Source organism: Stenotrophomonas sp. 107298_Sma (assembly GCF_056480345.1).
In genome coordinates, this window is the sequence record NZ_CM151094.1 from 3,521,500 (window position 1) to 3,535,470 (window position 13,971).

The window sequence follows — 13,971 nt, forward strand, 5'->3', positions numbered from 1 at the left end:
CCCCACGTCGCACCGGCCACACCCCATGTCCACATCGCCATCGACCTACAACCGCCAGCGCCCCCTGCTCTGGCTGGTTTCGCTGGCGATCTTCATGCAGATGCTGGACTCGACCATCGTCAACACGGCCTTGCCGGCGATGGCGGCCAGCCTGGGCGAAAGCCCGCTGCAGATGCAGTCGGTGGTGTTCAGCTACGCGCTGGCGGTAGCCACCTTCATTCCCGCTTCCGGATGGATCGCCGACCGCTACGGCACCCGACGCACCTTCCTGGTGGCGATCATCCTGTTCACCCTCGGCTCGCTGGCCTGCGCGCTGGCCCAGCACCTGCACCAACTGGTCGGTGCGCGCGTGCTGCAGGGTATCGGCGGTGCGATGCTGCTGCCGGTCGGCCGCCTGGCAGTGATGCGTTCGGTACCACGCGAGGATTTCCTGCGCGCGATGAGCTTCATCGCCATCCCGGCCCTGGTCGGCCCGTTGATCGGCCCCACGTTGGGTGGCTGGCTGGTCGAGATCGCATCGTGGCACTGGGTGTTCCTGATCAACCTGCCGATTGGCGTGATCGGCTTCATCGCCGCGATGAAGATCATGCCCGACCACTACGCCAGCCATCGCACCCGTTTCGACCTGCGCGGCTACATCATGCTGGCCTTTGCGATGGTGGTGCTGTCGCTGGCGCTGGATGGCATCTCCGGGCTCGGTACGCCACACGCGCTGGTGATGCTGATGACCGTGGCCGGCCTGGCGGCGCTGGTGGGTTACTGGCTGCACGCCGCCAACTCCACCGCACCGTTGTTCTCGCTGGCACTGTTCCACGTACCCAGCTACCGCATCGGCATCCTTGGCAACCTGTTCTCGCGCATCGGCAGCAGCGCCATGCCGATGCTGATCCCGTTGCTGCTGCAGGTCGGCCTGGGCTTGGGCCCAATGAACGCCGGCCTGATGATGGTTCCGGTGGCGGCCGCCGGCATGGTGTCGAAGAAGCTGGCGGTGAAGCTGGTCGAGCGCTACGGCTACCGCCGCGTGCTGATGGTCAACACCGTGCTGGTGGGCCTGGCGATGGCCAGCTTCATCCTGATGACGCCCGGCCAGCATCTGGCTTGGCGCCTGCTGCAGCTGGCGTTCTTCGGTGCGGTCAATTCGCTGCAGTTCACTGTGATGAACACCGTGACCCTGCGTGATCTGGACCGCGAGTTCGCCAGTTCCGGCAACAGCCTGCTGTCGATGGTGATGATGCTCGCAGCCGGTTTCGGTGCCGCCGCCGCCGGCAGCCTGCTGGCGGCGTTCGGCAACCACCTTGACAGCAACAGTGCCACCGCCGCGCTTCATGCCACGTTCCTGTGCGTGGGTGCGATCACCCTGACCTCGACGATGATCTTCTGGCAGCTGCCCGACACCAAGCCCGAACCGCGGCAGGTCGAGCACGTCGCGGAGTGAGGGGTTCGGCAGGGCCTGCGGCCCTGCACCCGCAGAGGCCGAAGCAACAGCAACAGCAACAGCGAGCATTCCGTGGGTTGGCGGGGTGGTGTGGGCTTGCAGGACACGCCGTAAACCCATCCATGGGGGCTCGATGGCGCCATCCATGGCGCCAACGGTCCTGCAAGCCCACACCGCCCCACCTCTGACAGGTTCATGCGGCTGCGGGTAACGGCGGCTGTTGGAACACGCGGTTGTTGATAGGTGTCGACCTTGGTCGATACATCTGTCAGATATCGAATTCCAGATTGGGGTCGGAGCCTGTTGCGCAGCCACCGGACCCACCCCGCCATCCCACGGAATGCAGGCTTTTGACGTTGACGTTGATTCTGCAGGTGCAGGGCTGCAAGCCCTGCAATAAACCCTACCTGCCCATGACCCTGGCGATCGCTTCCACCAGCAGTTCGCCGGTCACCGGCTTGCGCAGGAAGCCACCGATGCCGGACGCTTCCACCTGCTGCTGCAGATCCGGGTCGGTACGCGCGGTCACCGCCAGCAGCGGCAGCATGTAGCCCTGGTTGCGCAGGTGCTGGGCCAGCTCGAAGCCACTAAGGCCCGGCAGGTCAAGGTCCAGCAGGCCGACGTCGAAGTCACCGGCACTGATCTCGCGCAACGCCGCCAGCGCGTGGCCGGCATGTACCACGTCATGCCCACGCGCGCTCAACAGTCCGCGCACCACGTCAGCCACGGTGGCGTCGTCCTCCACCAGCAGCACCCGCAACGGTGGCATGTTCGCCGCCTCCTCACGGTGCGCTTCGCCAGCGGCTTCGGCGTCGGCGTCGACCACCAGCGGCAACGGCAAGGTCACGCCGAAACAGGTGCCCCGCCCCAGCTGACTCTCAACCTGGATCCGGCCCTGCATGGCCTGCGCCAGCTCGCGGCAGATCGCCAGGCCCAGGCCGCTGCCGCCGTACTGCGCGGCGGTGCGCGCACCGTCTGCCTGCTCGAAGCGGCGGAACAGGCGTTGCTGTTGTTCCTGGCTGATGCCCGGACCGGTATCGCGCACCTCGAAGTGCAGCGCGCGCAGTTCGCCATCACTGCGCGCGTGCAGGGTGATGGTCCCGCGGCTGGTGAACTTCACCGCGTTCGACAGCAGGTTGAGCAGGATCTGGCGTACCCGCATCGCATCACCGGTCGCCTGCAGCCCCGGCGGCAACTGGTTGTCCAGGGTGAAACGCAGGCCCTTCTGCGCGGCCAGCGGTCCCATCAACGCGGCCAGGTCCTGCAGCAGGCGACTCAACGCGAACGGCTTGGACTGCAGTTTCAGCCTGCCCGATTCGATCCGCGCCAGGTCCAAGGCGTCATTGACCAGATGCAGCAGGTGTTCGCCGGCATGGCGGATCGACTGCGTATAGCCGCGCTGCTGCGGATCCAGCGGCGAGGCCAGCAGCAGTTCGCTCATGCCCAGCACACCGGTCATCGGCGTGCGGATCTCATGGCCGAGGTTGGCCAGGAAACGGGTCTTGGCGGCGGAGGCCTGTTCGGCCAGCTCCTGCTTGTGCAGCGCCAGCTGGTAGGCATGGCGACGCTGCAGGCGGCGGCGATACAGCCAGGCGAACCAGCTGGTCAGCAGCAGTGCGATCGACGCCAGCACCAGCAACCCGGACAGGCTGCGCCACCATGGCGGCTGCACGCGGAATTCGAGGCTCTGCACGCGCGACCAGACATGGTCGGCCGAGCGCGCCTGCACTTCCAGGCGATAGCTGCCCGGCGGCAGCCGCGAGAACAGGCGCTCACCGGCCGGCCCCACTTCAACCCAGTCCGGGTCGTAGCCGGCCAGCCGGTAGCGATAGGTGTTGGAGGCCGAATCCGCAAACGACAGCAGGCGCGCGACGATGCGCAGGTCACGGTCGCCATCGGCAATCTGCAACGGCGTGTCATGGGTCAGGTCCAGCACCTGCTCGTTGCGGCGCACCTCGACACGCTCGATCACCAGCGGTGCACGCCGCACCGACGGTCGCACCTGTTCCGGGTCGAACACCACCACGCCGGCCGGCGTGCCCGCCACCAGGTGCCCGTCGCCCGAGGTCGTCAGTGTGTGCTCGCGGAACTCCTGGCTGGGCAGGCCGTCATGCACGCCATACAGACGCACGCTCTGGCCGTCGGCACCCACCCGCACCAGCCCGCGTGCGCTGGTCGCCCAGGCCACGCCCTGCGCGTCGACCACCAGGCCAGAGGCAGAGATTGCCGGATAGCCCTGCTCGGCACCGATCACGGCCTGCCGTTCCAGGCGCCCCTGGCTCCAGCGGTAACGCGACAGGCGCCCGTCTTCGGACAGCCAGACCTGGCCATCGCGGCCCACGTGCAGTGCGTGGATCGCCGTGGCAGGTGCACCGGGCACCGGCTGGAATCGTTCGCTCTCCGGTAACCACTGCAGCAGGCCACGGCTGCTGGCCAGCCAGATGTGGTCCTGCGGGCCACATTCCACGTCAAGGTTGAGCTGGCCCTGCTGCAATCCACGCTGGCCATTGTCCAGCTGCCGGCGCAGGCGCCCATCCAGATCACGCTGCTGCAGGCCGGCCGGAAGCATCAGCCAGAGGCTGTCGCCATCGCAGGTCATCATCGATTCGATGACCCCTTCCATGGTCGCGTCGGCGCCAGCATCACGCCCCCACCGGCGCAGGTCGCGACGCTTGGGGTCGTAGCGCATCAGCGCGTCGGTCGAGCCGATCCAGACCTGGCCACGCCGGTCCTCGCGCACCGAGGTCAGCCAGTACATGCCATTGACCCAGGTCCGGTGCTGCTCGATCCTGCCGGTCTTCGGGTCGAAACGGTCCAGCGCGCCGTGGCTGCCCACCGTCCAGATACCGCCATTGCTGGAGGGACTGGTCCCGAGCACGAAAGCATTGCGCAGCGAACTGGCATCGTCCTCGAGCCGCGACAGCACCGAGAACTGCCACCAGCGCGGCAGCAGGTGCCACAGGCCTGCATTGGTGCTGGCCAGCCAGATGCCGCCTTCGCGGTCCTCGTAGGCGCCGGTCCAGTTCGGTCGTACCGGGCCGCGCGCAACCGCGCTGTACAGCGGAACGGTCTGGTACTGGCCATCCACGGCCCGGCCCAGGCCACTGCGGGTATCCAGCCAATGCCCGCCCTGCTCGTCGCGCAACATCATGCCGAGCACCTGCTCGCCCTGCGGCAGCTTCCACGGCAACGTTTCGAAACGACCATCGGGACGACGCACGGTGGCGCCGGCCATCGTGCTGATCCACAGGCTGCCGTCAGGTTCGCTGGTCAGGCCATTGATCAGCAGGCTGGGAATCACGTCGGCGCCGATGCGCTCGAAATCGGTGCCGGTCCAGCGCGCCACGCCATGCTTGGTGCCGACCCACAGGCTGCCATCGGCCAGCGTGACCAGGTACGGCACCGACGCAGCAGGCAGGCTGCGCGGATTGTTCGCCTCCGGCAGGAAGCGCTGCAGGCGGTCCTGGCTGTCCAGGCGGTACAGGCCGCCTTCGTGGGTACCGAACCAGATCGAACCGTCCGGCGTGGTTGCCAGGCTCCAGATGGTGTTGGTGCCCATCAGCGGCTGGCTGCTGCGGTCGTAGAAATGCAGTTGCCGGCGGTCGGCCGACATCCGCACCAGGCCGGCGTTCTCGGTACCGATCCAGAGTTGGTTGCGTGCGTCCACCAGCACCGTCCAGATGCGGTTGTCGCGCAGCCCGTCTTCCGAGCGCCAGATCCGGTAGTTGCGGCCGTCGTAGCGGGCCAGGCCGTCATTGGTGGCGATCCACAGGTAGCCGTAGCGGTCCTCGGCCATGCGGTTGACCGTATTGGACGGCAGGCCATCGAACACCGTCACCTGGCGCGGGCTCGGCGGTACCGGCTGCGCCGCAGCTGGCGACAGGCAGCACAGGAGGACCAGCAGCAGCATCGCCGCCCGCAGATACACCACCGATTGCCTCCTCACGCTGCTTCTGATGGATTCCCGCGCTGCGGGCGTCGGCATGGTAAACCGAAAGTCACGTCGTTAACGTCTGGCACCGACGCTTTCAATGGGCAACTTGTCGTTTTGCGCGAGCCTGGGCAATCGCGGTCACCAGCAGGTCGCCGGTGACCGGCTTGCGCAGGAAACCATCGAAACCGGCCGCCAGCACCTGGCTTTCGGCGTAGGCGTCGGAGCGTGCGGTTACCGCCACCAGCGGTAGTTCATAGCCCATGGTGCGCAGCTGGCGGGCGATCGCGGTTCCATCCAGGGCAGGCAGGTCGAGGTCGAGCAGGCCGACATCGAAGCCATCGGTAGCGATCTCGGACAAGGCTCCCAGCCCGTGCAGCACATGCACCACCTCGTGGCCACGGCCACGCAGCAGGCCAGCGATGACCTCGGCCACGGTGGCATCGTCTTCGACCAGCAGGATGCGCAAGGGCGGCAGTACCGGCAGCGCCGGGGAGTCGCCCTGCGCGTTGGCCGCCTGCCGGGTCCACGGCAACGGCAGGCGCACCTGGAAGCGCGCGCCCTTGCCTGGCTGGCTGTCCACTTCGATGCGCCCGCCCATCGCCACCGCCAGTTCCTGGCAGATCGCCAGGCCCAGGCCGCTGCCACCATAGCGCGACGCCGTGCGCGGCCCCTCTGCCTGCTCGAAGCGATGGAACAAGCGCTCCTGCTGCTCGGCATTGATACCCGGACCACTGTCGTGCACCTCGAAGCAGAGGCCAGCACCGTTGTCATCCAGCCGCACGGCCAGTCCAACATGGCCACGTTCGGTGAACTTGATCGCATTGCCCAGCAGGTTGAGCAGGATCTGGCGCACGCGCATCTCATCACCGCTGACGCTGATCGGCCCGGGCGGATCGTCGCCCCGCTGGAAGGCCAGCTGACGCTGCCGCGCCATCGGCTGCATCAGCGCCTGCACCTGGTCGAGCAGGCCGCCCAGGTCGAACGGACGCAGGTCCAGCTCCAGCCGCCCAGCCTCGATGCGGGCCAGGTCCAGTGCATCGTTGACCAGCCGCAACAGGTGGCTGCCCGCCTGCTGGATCGAGCCGGCGTAACTGCGCTGTACCGGATCCAGCGGCGTGGCCAGCAGCAGCTCGCTCATGCCCAGCACGCCTGTCATCGGCGTGCGCACTTCGTGGCCCAGCGTGGCCAGGAAACGGCTCTTGGCCTGCGACGCCTGCTCGGCCAGCTGCTGCTTGTGCACGGTCAGCTGCCACTGCTGGCGGCGACGCAGGCGCGCCCGGATCGACCACACCAGGGTCACCAGCAGCAACGAACCAAGCAGGATATAGCCGAAGATCGCCATGCCGCTGCGCCACCACGGCAGCAGCACCTTCACCTGCAGTCGCTGTGATGGTGTCCATGCGCCGCTGGCGGTCGCCGCCTGCACTTCGATGACATAGCTGCCGGTGGGCAACCGCGAGAGCGTGCGCTGGCCATCGCCGCCCTGCTCGACCCAGTTCTGGTCGTACCCTCGCACCCGGAAGCGATAGCGATTGCCCTGCGGGTTGGCGTAGGACAGCAGCCGCGCGTCGATCTGCAGATCACGATCATCCGGCCCCAGCAGCAGGGTGCCGGTGTTCGGCAGCGGCTGCCAGCCGCGGGCGTCATCACGGCGCACGCGTACCTCGGCAATCACCAACGACGAAGGCGGCAACACCGCGTCAACCGAGTTCACATCGAATGCGACCAGCCCGGTCTGGCTCACCGCCAGCACACGACCATCGGCATTCACCGCCGGTGGCCGGCTGGTGAACTCGGCATCGGACAGGCCATCGCGTTCGTTGAACTGCTGCAGTCGCCGCGCCTTGGGATCCCAGCGCAGCAGCCCACGCGGCGTGGTCGCCCACAGGCGACCGTCATCGGCCAGCGCCAGCCCGCCCATGCTGACCGCGGGCACACCGGCACCACCATCAACGCGCTGGATCAGGCGCAGGCTCATGCCATCCCACTGGTAGCGCTCGAGCGCGCCCTGCCGGGCCAGCCACAGCTGTTGCGGATCAATCCACACCAAGTCGTAGATGAGCCCACGCGAGACACCCGGCACTGCTTCGAATCGTCCCGCGTGCTCACGCCAGATGCCCATGTCGCCCATCACCCAGGCCTGGCCACGGGCATCGAAACGGATCTGCTCGATCGGTGAATCGGCGGTGCCGCGGATGTCATCCAGCGGGAAACTGCGCAGCAGCCGGCCATCGGCGCTGCGCTGCTGCAGGCCCAGGTTCATCACCGACAGCCAGACCGTGCCATCCGGTGCCTGCCGCATCAGATCGATGCGCTGGCGCAGGTCGGCGCCGCCGTCGATGCGCCAGTCGTGAAGCGCACGGCTGGCCGGATCGTACACGCTGATGCGGCCTGCACGGCCCAGCCACAGGCGCCCGTCCGGCCGCGGCAGCACCGACCACACCGCCCCGCTGCCGATCTCGCGATCGCTGGCCAGCAGGCGCAGCGTGCCCTGCGCATCCAATTGGTACACACCATGCGCCGAGCCGACGTAGTAGTTCCTGCCGTCGCTGGCGGCGCTCAGCAGATACTGGCTGTCCAGCGGTTTGCCATCGAGCTGGTTCCAGATCGAGAAGCGACGCCAGTCCGGCGGCAGGTAGGCCAGGCCCTGGGTCAACAGCGCCACCCACAGTCCCCCTTCATGGTCCTGCAGCAGATCAAGCACACCGCTTTGCGCAGTCAGGAAGCCGCTGCCACGGTCCCCCTCGAGCCGGCGCAGCGTACTGGCATCGCCACGCAGCAGGCCATCGGACGTACCGGCCCAGTAACCGCCCTGGCGATCGGCCAGCACCAGTGCCGAACGCAGGCTGGCGCTGTCGGCCCAGCGCGGACGACTGACCCGGTCCTGCGCATCGATGCGGTACAGGCCCTCGTTCTGGCTGCCGACCCAGATCGAGCCGTCAGGATCCTGGCTCAGCCGCAGCACGCTCAGCGTACCCAGCTCGCGTGGGGCCACCGCCTCGAAGCTGCTACCGTTCCAGCGCGCCAGCCCCGCTTCGGTGCCGATCCACAGACGGCCCTTTGCATCGACCAGGCTGCTGAAGATGGTGTTGCTGGGCAGTCCACCGGGATGCGCCGGAACATGCTGGAAGAAGCGCAGGCTGCCGTCCTCGCCGAAACGGCAGACACCATGGCCGCTGGTGCCGATCCAGAGGGCGTCCTCGGCATAGGCCAGGGTCCAGAACTGGCTCATGCACGGACCATTGACCGTGTCGAAGGTCTTGAAGCGCTCGCGATCGGCATCCAGGCGTGCTACGCCCTTGCCGTTGATACCCACCCATACGCGATCCAGCGGATCGACCAGCAGGGTCTCGATCTCGTTGCCGGGCAGCGAGCCCGGCTGATCCGGATCGTGCTCCCAGACCCTCAGGCCGCCCCCGTCGTAGCGCACCAGGCCGCCGTCGGTAGCCGCCCAGATATGCCCCTGGCGATCCTCGGCCAGGGCCAGCACCATGCGCGACGGCAAGCCTTCGGCGGCACCAAAGCGGCGCAGGCGCGGTGTTTCCGCCATGTCCAAGGTAGCGGCTGCCACGGCAAACGCCATCAGCAGCAGCCCCATACCCGCGATGCCTTGGCACCACAGGCGCCAGCCGCTCGTCATCCTGAACCCCCTGTCCTGTCCCGATTGTCACACAGGGGCAGGTCCATCGCTGCAACAGCCTGTTTCCAGAGGCAATACCACCACGAACTGTTGCAGCCGTGCACGCAACGTTGGCAGGGGGCTATGCGTATGATCGCAGCGTCCCCCCTTCCGGAACCCGCCATCGATGCGTCCCTGCCTGGCCCTGCTGCCGATGATGCTCGCCACAGCGCCCGCTTGGGCGGACGCAGACACCTATCGCCTCGACCCAGTACATACGCGGGTGCTGTTCGCCATCGACCATGCCGGCTACTCGCAGGCGATGGGGACGGTCTCCGGCAGTGAGGGCCGCCTGCAGTTCGATCCCGACAACTGGCGCGAGGCTACGCTCGACGTCGAAGTCCCCGTGTCGCGATTGGACCTTGGCGATGCCAAGTGGAACCAGGCCACGCTGGCCCGCAGCCTGCTCGATGGCGAGCGCTTCCCGAGCGCGCGCTTCGTCTCCACCCGGGTTGAACCGATCGATGCCAGGCGTGCCCACGTGATCGGCACCCTGACCCTGCGCGGGGTCAGCCAGGAGGTCACGCTGGACGTGACCCTCAACGCCATCAAGCGCTACCCGCTACCCCCGTTCCGACGCACCGCCGGTTTTTCCGCCAGCGCCACACTGAGCCGGCGTGCGTTCGGCATCACCGCCTGGCCGGGCGTCATCGGTGATGCAGTACAGCTGAGGATCGAGGCTGAAGCCACCCTCGACCGCAGCGACGCCCCGGGAACTCCCGCTCCCGTTCCGCACTCCGATCCCAAGACGGCCCGCTAGAGGACCCTTCATGACCGCCAAGAACACCCCCGCCGCCTGGGGGAGTGTCAGCCAGATCCTGCATTGGTTGATCGCATTGCTGATCCTCGCCCTGGGCGTGGTCGGCCTGACGATGGGCGAACTGCCCAAGACCCCCAAGTATTTCTGGGTCTACACCGCGCACAAGTCGATCGGCATTACCGTGCTGGCGCTGGTGCTCTTCCGCCTCGGCTGGCGCGTGTATGCCGGTGCGCCCAAGCCGGTGCCGGGCGTGCCCAGCTGGCAGGAACGCATCGCCAGCGCCACCCACGTGCTGCTCTACGTGCTGATGTTCGCCATCCCGCTGTCGGGCTGGCTGTACGACTCGGCCAGTGGCCTGCGCCCCTTCCGCTGGTTCGGCCTGGTTGATGTGCCGAAACTCAGCGGCCCGGACCCGCAGGTCGTGGCGGTGTCCCATGCCATCCACGAATACGGCTTCTGGCTGTTGATCGCGGTGGTGCTGGCCCATGCCGGTGCTGCCTTCTACCACCACCTGTTCCAGCGCGATGCAACGTTGTCCCGCATGTTGCCGCGCGGCTGGCTCGCCTCCCCTCAGAAGGACTGATCGATGAACCTGAAACTGACCACTCCGGCCGCCGTGGCCGCCGCCCTGGCCGGCATGCTGGCCACCGCCCCGGCGCTCGCCGCCGACTACGCGCAGGCGCCTGGCACCGGCTCGATCCTGGTGTTCGCCACCAAGTACGACGGTGAGGTGTTCACCGGCAGTTTCCCGGGCTTCGCCACCAAGCTCAGCTTCGACCCGGCCAATCCGGCCGCCGGTTCGCTGGACGTGGTGATCCCGCTGGCCGGCGCCAAGAGTGGCAACAGTGATCGCGACTCGACCCTGCAGACCGCGGACTTCTTCAACGTCGGCAAGTTCGCCACTGCGCGCTACACCGCCAAGGGTTTCCGCGCGGTGGGCAACGACCAGTTCGCTGCCGACGGCACGCTGGAACTGCGCGGCGTCAGCAAGCCGGTCACCCTCACCTTCACCTGGAAGCCGGGCACCCAGCCGGTGCTGACCGGCAAGGCCACGGTCAAGCGCCTCGACTTCGGCGTTGGCGGCGGCGACTGGGCCGACACCAAGACCATTCCGGACGAAACCGCGATCAGCACGATCGTGAAGTTCGACGCGAAATGAGTAACGGCCGGGGCACCGCCCCGGCCATCATCTCCGGTAGTGCCGGCCGCTGGCCGGCACTACCGATCGACAGCCAGCCAGGCCTGAACCGTGGCCGCATCGAACGGCCAGTCCAGCTCGCGCCCGCCGCGCTCGTCGCGCAGCACAGGCACCCGCGCGCCGTAGCGCGCTTCCAGCGCCGGCTGGTCATCCAGGAACACCGATTCGAACTCCGGCGCCCTGGCCTTGGCCAGCTCGGCCAGTGCCATGTCGCACAGGTGGCAGTCGTCACGCTGGAACAGAGTCAACACCGGATGGGTCTCCTTGGCGGAAATGCTGCGCCGCAGCCATGGAAGTGCGGCGTGAACCGCTAGAATAGCGGTCTCTTCCGGTACCCGCAGTACGGCAACCATGGCTGTCAGCACGTTCGACGTTTTCAAGATCGGCATTGGCCCGAGCTCCTCGCACACCGTCGGGCCGATGAAGGCCGCCGAGCGATTCATCCACCGTTGGCTGCTCGATCCGGGCCGCCTGCACGAGGTCGCGCGCATCCGTGCCGATGTCTACGGCTCGCTGGCGCTGACCGGCCGCGGCCATGGCACCGACAAGGCGATCCTGCTGGGCCTGGAAGGGCAGCGGCCGAACCTGATCGACCCGGACATCATTCCGGCCACCCTGGAGCGCATCCGCAGCAGCAAGCGCATCCAGCTGATGGGCCAGCACGAGATCGCCTTCGACGAGAAGCGCGACCTCGGCATGAACAAGCGCCAGAAGCTGCCGTACCACACCAACGGCATGCGCTTCACCGCGTACAACGCCGAGGACGAAGTGATCGCCACCCGCGATTACTACTCCGTCGGTGGTGGCTTCGTGGTCAACCAGGACGACGCGGCCGATGACCGCATCGTGCCCGACGAAACCCCGCTGCCCTACCCGTTCAAGAGCGGCGACGAGCTGCTGGCGCAGACCGCGCGCAGTGGCCTGAGCATCGCCCAGCTGATGTTCGAGAACGAGAAGTGCTGGCGCAGCGAAGACGAGATCCGCGCCAACCTGCGCGAGATCTGGAGCGCGATGCAGTCGTGCGTGAGCCGCGGGATCCGTGAAGAAGGCGTGCTGCCGGGCGGCCTGAAGGTGGGCCGTCGTGCACCAGCGCTGTACCGCGAGCTGTCGTCGAAGCCGGAAGCGGCAATGCGCGATCCGCTGACCACGCTGGACTGGGTCAATCTGTACGCGCTGGCGGTGAACGAAGAGAACGCCGCCGGTGGCCGCGTGGTGACCGCGCCGACCAACGGTGCGGCCGGCGTGCTGCCCGCCGTGCTGCATTACTTCGACCGTTTCTGCCCGGGTGCGAACGAGCAGCGCGTGTTCGACTTCCTGCTTACCTCGGCGGCGATCGGCATCCTGTACAAGGAAAACGCCTCGATCTCCGGCGCCGAAGTGGGCTGCCAGGGCGAAGTGGGCGTGGCCTGTTCGATGGCAGCGGGCGGTCTGGTTGCCGCACTGGGTGGCAACCCCAGCCAGATCGAGAACGCCGCGGAAATCGGCATGGAACACAACCTGGGCCTGACCTGCGACCCGATCGGTGGACTGGTGCAGATCCCCTGCATCGAGCGCAACGCGATGGGTGCGGTGAAGGCGATCAATGCCTCGCGCATGGCGATGCGTGGCGACGGCAAGCACAAGGTGTCGCTGGACAAGGTGATCAAGACCATGCGCGATACCGGCCGCGACATGCAGGACAAGTACAAGGAAACCAGCCGCGGTGGCCTGGCGGTGAACGTCATCGAGTGCTGAACGCCCGGGGTAGAGTCGACCGTTGGCCGACTATCGCGCGCAGCGCGGGCTTTTCGCTGGTTGTCGGGAAGGCAGTCGACTAACAGTCGACTCTACCCGGTCGCCTATACCCGGTCGCCTATACCCGGTCGCCTATACCCGGTCGAATCTGCCCCGCCGGACGACACCGTCACCGCGTTCCGGTTAGGCTCGGGGCTCCCTCGCCCCGGATTGCCCCATGCGCGTAACCGCCGCCGCACTGCTTGCCTGCCTGCCGCTATCCGTCGCTGCCGCACCGACCTATGGTCCGCGGCTGGAGGGCTTCGACTACGGCTATCCAGTCAAGACGTTCGCACTGGAATCACAGCGGCAGCCCGTGGAGATGGCCTATCTGGATGTCCTGCCCAAGCGCCGCGCCATCGGCGTGGTGGTACTGCTGCACGGCAAGAATTTCTGCGCAGCCACCTGGCAGCAGACCATCGCGCCGCTGCTGAACGCCGGTTACCGGGTCATCGCGCCCGACCAGGTGGGCTTCTGCAAATCCAGCAAGCCCGAGCGCTACCAGTACTCGTTCGCGCAGCTGGCGGCCAACACCCATGCGCTGCTGCAGCAGTTGCAACTGGAGGGCATGCCGGTGCATCTGGTCGGCCATTCGATGGGCGGCATGCTGGCGGTGCGCTATGCGCTGATGTACCCGCAGGACCTGCGCAGTCTGTCACTGGTCAACCCGATCGGACTGGAAGACTGGAAGGCGCTGGGCGTGCCATGGCGCAGCCTGGATACGTGGTACGCAGGCGAACTGAAAACCAGCTACGACAGTATCCGCCGCTACCAGCTGGACGTGTACTACGACGGCCAATGGAAGCCGGCCTATGAAACCTGGGCGAGGATGCAGTCGGGCATGTACGAAGGCCCGGGCAGGCAGGCCGTCGCGTGGAGCCAGGCCCTGGCCTCGGACATGGTGTTCAACCAGCCGGTGGTCTACGAGCTGAAGAACCTGCAGGTGCCGACCATGCTGTTCATCGGCCAGAAGGACCGCACGGCGATCGGCCGTGACCTGGCGCCGCCGGAACTGAAGGCGACGCTGGGCAACTATCCGGTGCTGGGCAAGAGGGCGGCCGAGGCGATTCCGGGCGCGACGCTGGTCGAGTTCTCCGAGCTTGGGCATTCACCGCAGGTGCAGGACCCGAAGCAGTTCAATGCGGCGTTGTTGAATGCGTTGAAGTCGCGTTGAGATTGCGGGTCCGCCGGG

General features: G+C 67.1%; 9 protein-coding genes. 6 read left to right on the forward strand and 3 right to left on the reverse strand.

Features of this window, described 5'->3' with window-relative positions; translation table 11 throughout:
• Window positions 1-25 precede the first annotated feature (25 nt).
• Window positions 26-1,435 carry a multidrug transporter subunit MdtD gene (gene mdtD / locus ACZK2G_RS16540; protein ID WP_478473871.1) on the forward strand — a complete coding sequence of 470 codons (1,410 nt, stop codon included), beginning with the start codon at window positions 26-28 and terminating at the stop codon, window positions 1,433-1,435.
• Between the two features lie 403 nt (window positions 1,436-1,838).
• Here the strand turns inward: mdtD and ACZK2G_RS16545 are convergent, their stop codons facing one another.
• Window positions 1,839-5,366: a hybrid sensor histidine kinase/response regulator gene (locus ACZK2G_RS16545; RefSeq protein WP_478473872.1), complete on the reverse strand. Its 3,528-nt coding sequence runs from the start codon at window positions 5,364-5,366 to the stop codon at window positions 1,839-1,841.
• A 97-nt stretch (window positions 5,367-5,463) separates the two neighbouring features.
• Window positions 5,464-9,009 (reverse strand): hybrid sensor histidine kinase/response regulator, encoded by a 3,546-nt coding sequence (locus ACZK2G_RS16550; RefSeq protein ID WP_478473874.1) that lies wholly within the window; start codon window positions 9,007-9,009, stop codon window positions 5,464-5,466.
• 166 nt (window positions 9,010-9,175) lie between these two features.
• Between ACZK2G_RS16550 and ACZK2G_RS16555 the strand changes: the two genes are divergently transcribed.
• From ACZK2G_RS16555 to ACZK2G_RS16565, 3 genes are read left to right on the forward strand one after another with little or no spacing between them, the layout of a single operon-like run.
• Window positions 9,176-9,808, forward strand: coding sequence for a YceI family protein (locus tag ACZK2G_RS16555; RefSeq protein WP_478473876.1), 633 nt, complete (start codon window positions 9,176-9,178; stop codon window positions 9,806-9,808).
• Between the two features lie 10 nt (window positions 9,809-9,818).
• Window positions 9,819-10,391, forward strand: coding sequence for a cytochrome b (locus ACZK2G_RS16560; RefSeq protein ID WP_006384699.1), 573 nt, complete (start codon window positions 9,819-9,821; stop codon window positions 10,389-10,391).
• Between the two features lie 3 nt (window positions 10,392-10,394).
• Window positions 10,395-10,967 carry a YceI family protein gene (locus tag ACZK2G_RS16565; RefSeq protein ID WP_046985067.1) on the forward strand — a complete coding sequence of 191 codons (573 nt, stop codon included), beginning with the start codon at window positions 10,395-10,397 and terminating at the stop codon, window positions 10,965-10,967.
• Window positions 10,968-11,026: 59 nt separating this feature from the next.
• Here the strand turns inward: ACZK2G_RS16565 and ACZK2G_RS16570 are convergent, their stop codons facing one another.
• Window positions 11,027-11,257, reverse strand: a complete 231-nt coding sequence (locus ACZK2G_RS16570) for a glutaredoxin family protein (protein WP_136639085.1) — start codon at window positions 11,255-11,257, stop codon at window positions 11,027-11,029.
• Window positions 11,258-11,357: 100 nt separating this feature from the next.
• On the opposite strand from ACZK2G_RS16570, the gene ACZK2G_RS16575 reads away from it, so the two are divergent.
• Entirely contained in the window at window positions 11,358-12,740 is a 1,383-nt protein-coding gene (locus tag ACZK2G_RS16575) for an L-serine ammonia-lyase (RefSeq protein WP_046985065.1), read from the forward strand.
• A gap of 217 nt (window positions 12,741-12,957) precedes the next feature.
• Window positions 12,958-13,953, forward strand: coding sequence for an alpha/beta fold hydrolase (locus ACZK2G_RS16580; RefSeq protein ID WP_478473878.1), 996 nt, complete (start codon window positions 12,958-12,960; stop codon window positions 13,951-13,953).
• The last annotated feature ends 18 nt before the right edge of the window (window positions 13,954-13,971 follow it).

Bases quoted from the DNA above. Each gene is read 5' to 3' on its own strand.
- mdtD (WP_478473871.1), top strand. From the start codon at position 26: ATGTCCACATCGCCATCGACCTACAACCGCCAGCGCCCCCTGCTCTGG.
- ACZK2G_RS16550 (WP_478473874.1), bottom strand. From the start codon at position 9,009: ATGACGAGCGGCTGGCGCCTGTGGTGCCAAGGCATCGCGGGTATGGGG.
- ACZK2G_RS16555 (WP_478473876.1), top strand. From the start codon at position 9,176: ATGCGTCCCTGCCTGGCCCTGCTGCCGATGATGCTCGCCACAGCGCCC.
- ACZK2G_RS16560 (WP_006384699.1), top strand. From the start codon at position 9,819: ATGACCGCCAAGAACACCCCCGCCGCCTGGGGGAGTGTCAGCCAGATC.
- ACZK2G_RS16565 (WP_046985067.1), top strand. From the start codon at position 10,395: ATGAACCTGAAACTGACCACTCCGGCCGCCGTGGCCGCCGCCCTGGCC.
- ACZK2G_RS16575 (WP_046985065.1), top strand. From the start codon at position 11,358: ATGGCTGTCAGCACGTTCGACGTTTTCAAGATCGGCATTGGCCCGAGC.
- ACZK2G_RS16580 (WP_478473878.1), top strand. From the start codon at position 12,958: ATGCGCGTAACCGCCGCCGCACTGCTTGCCTGCCTGCCGCTATCCGTC.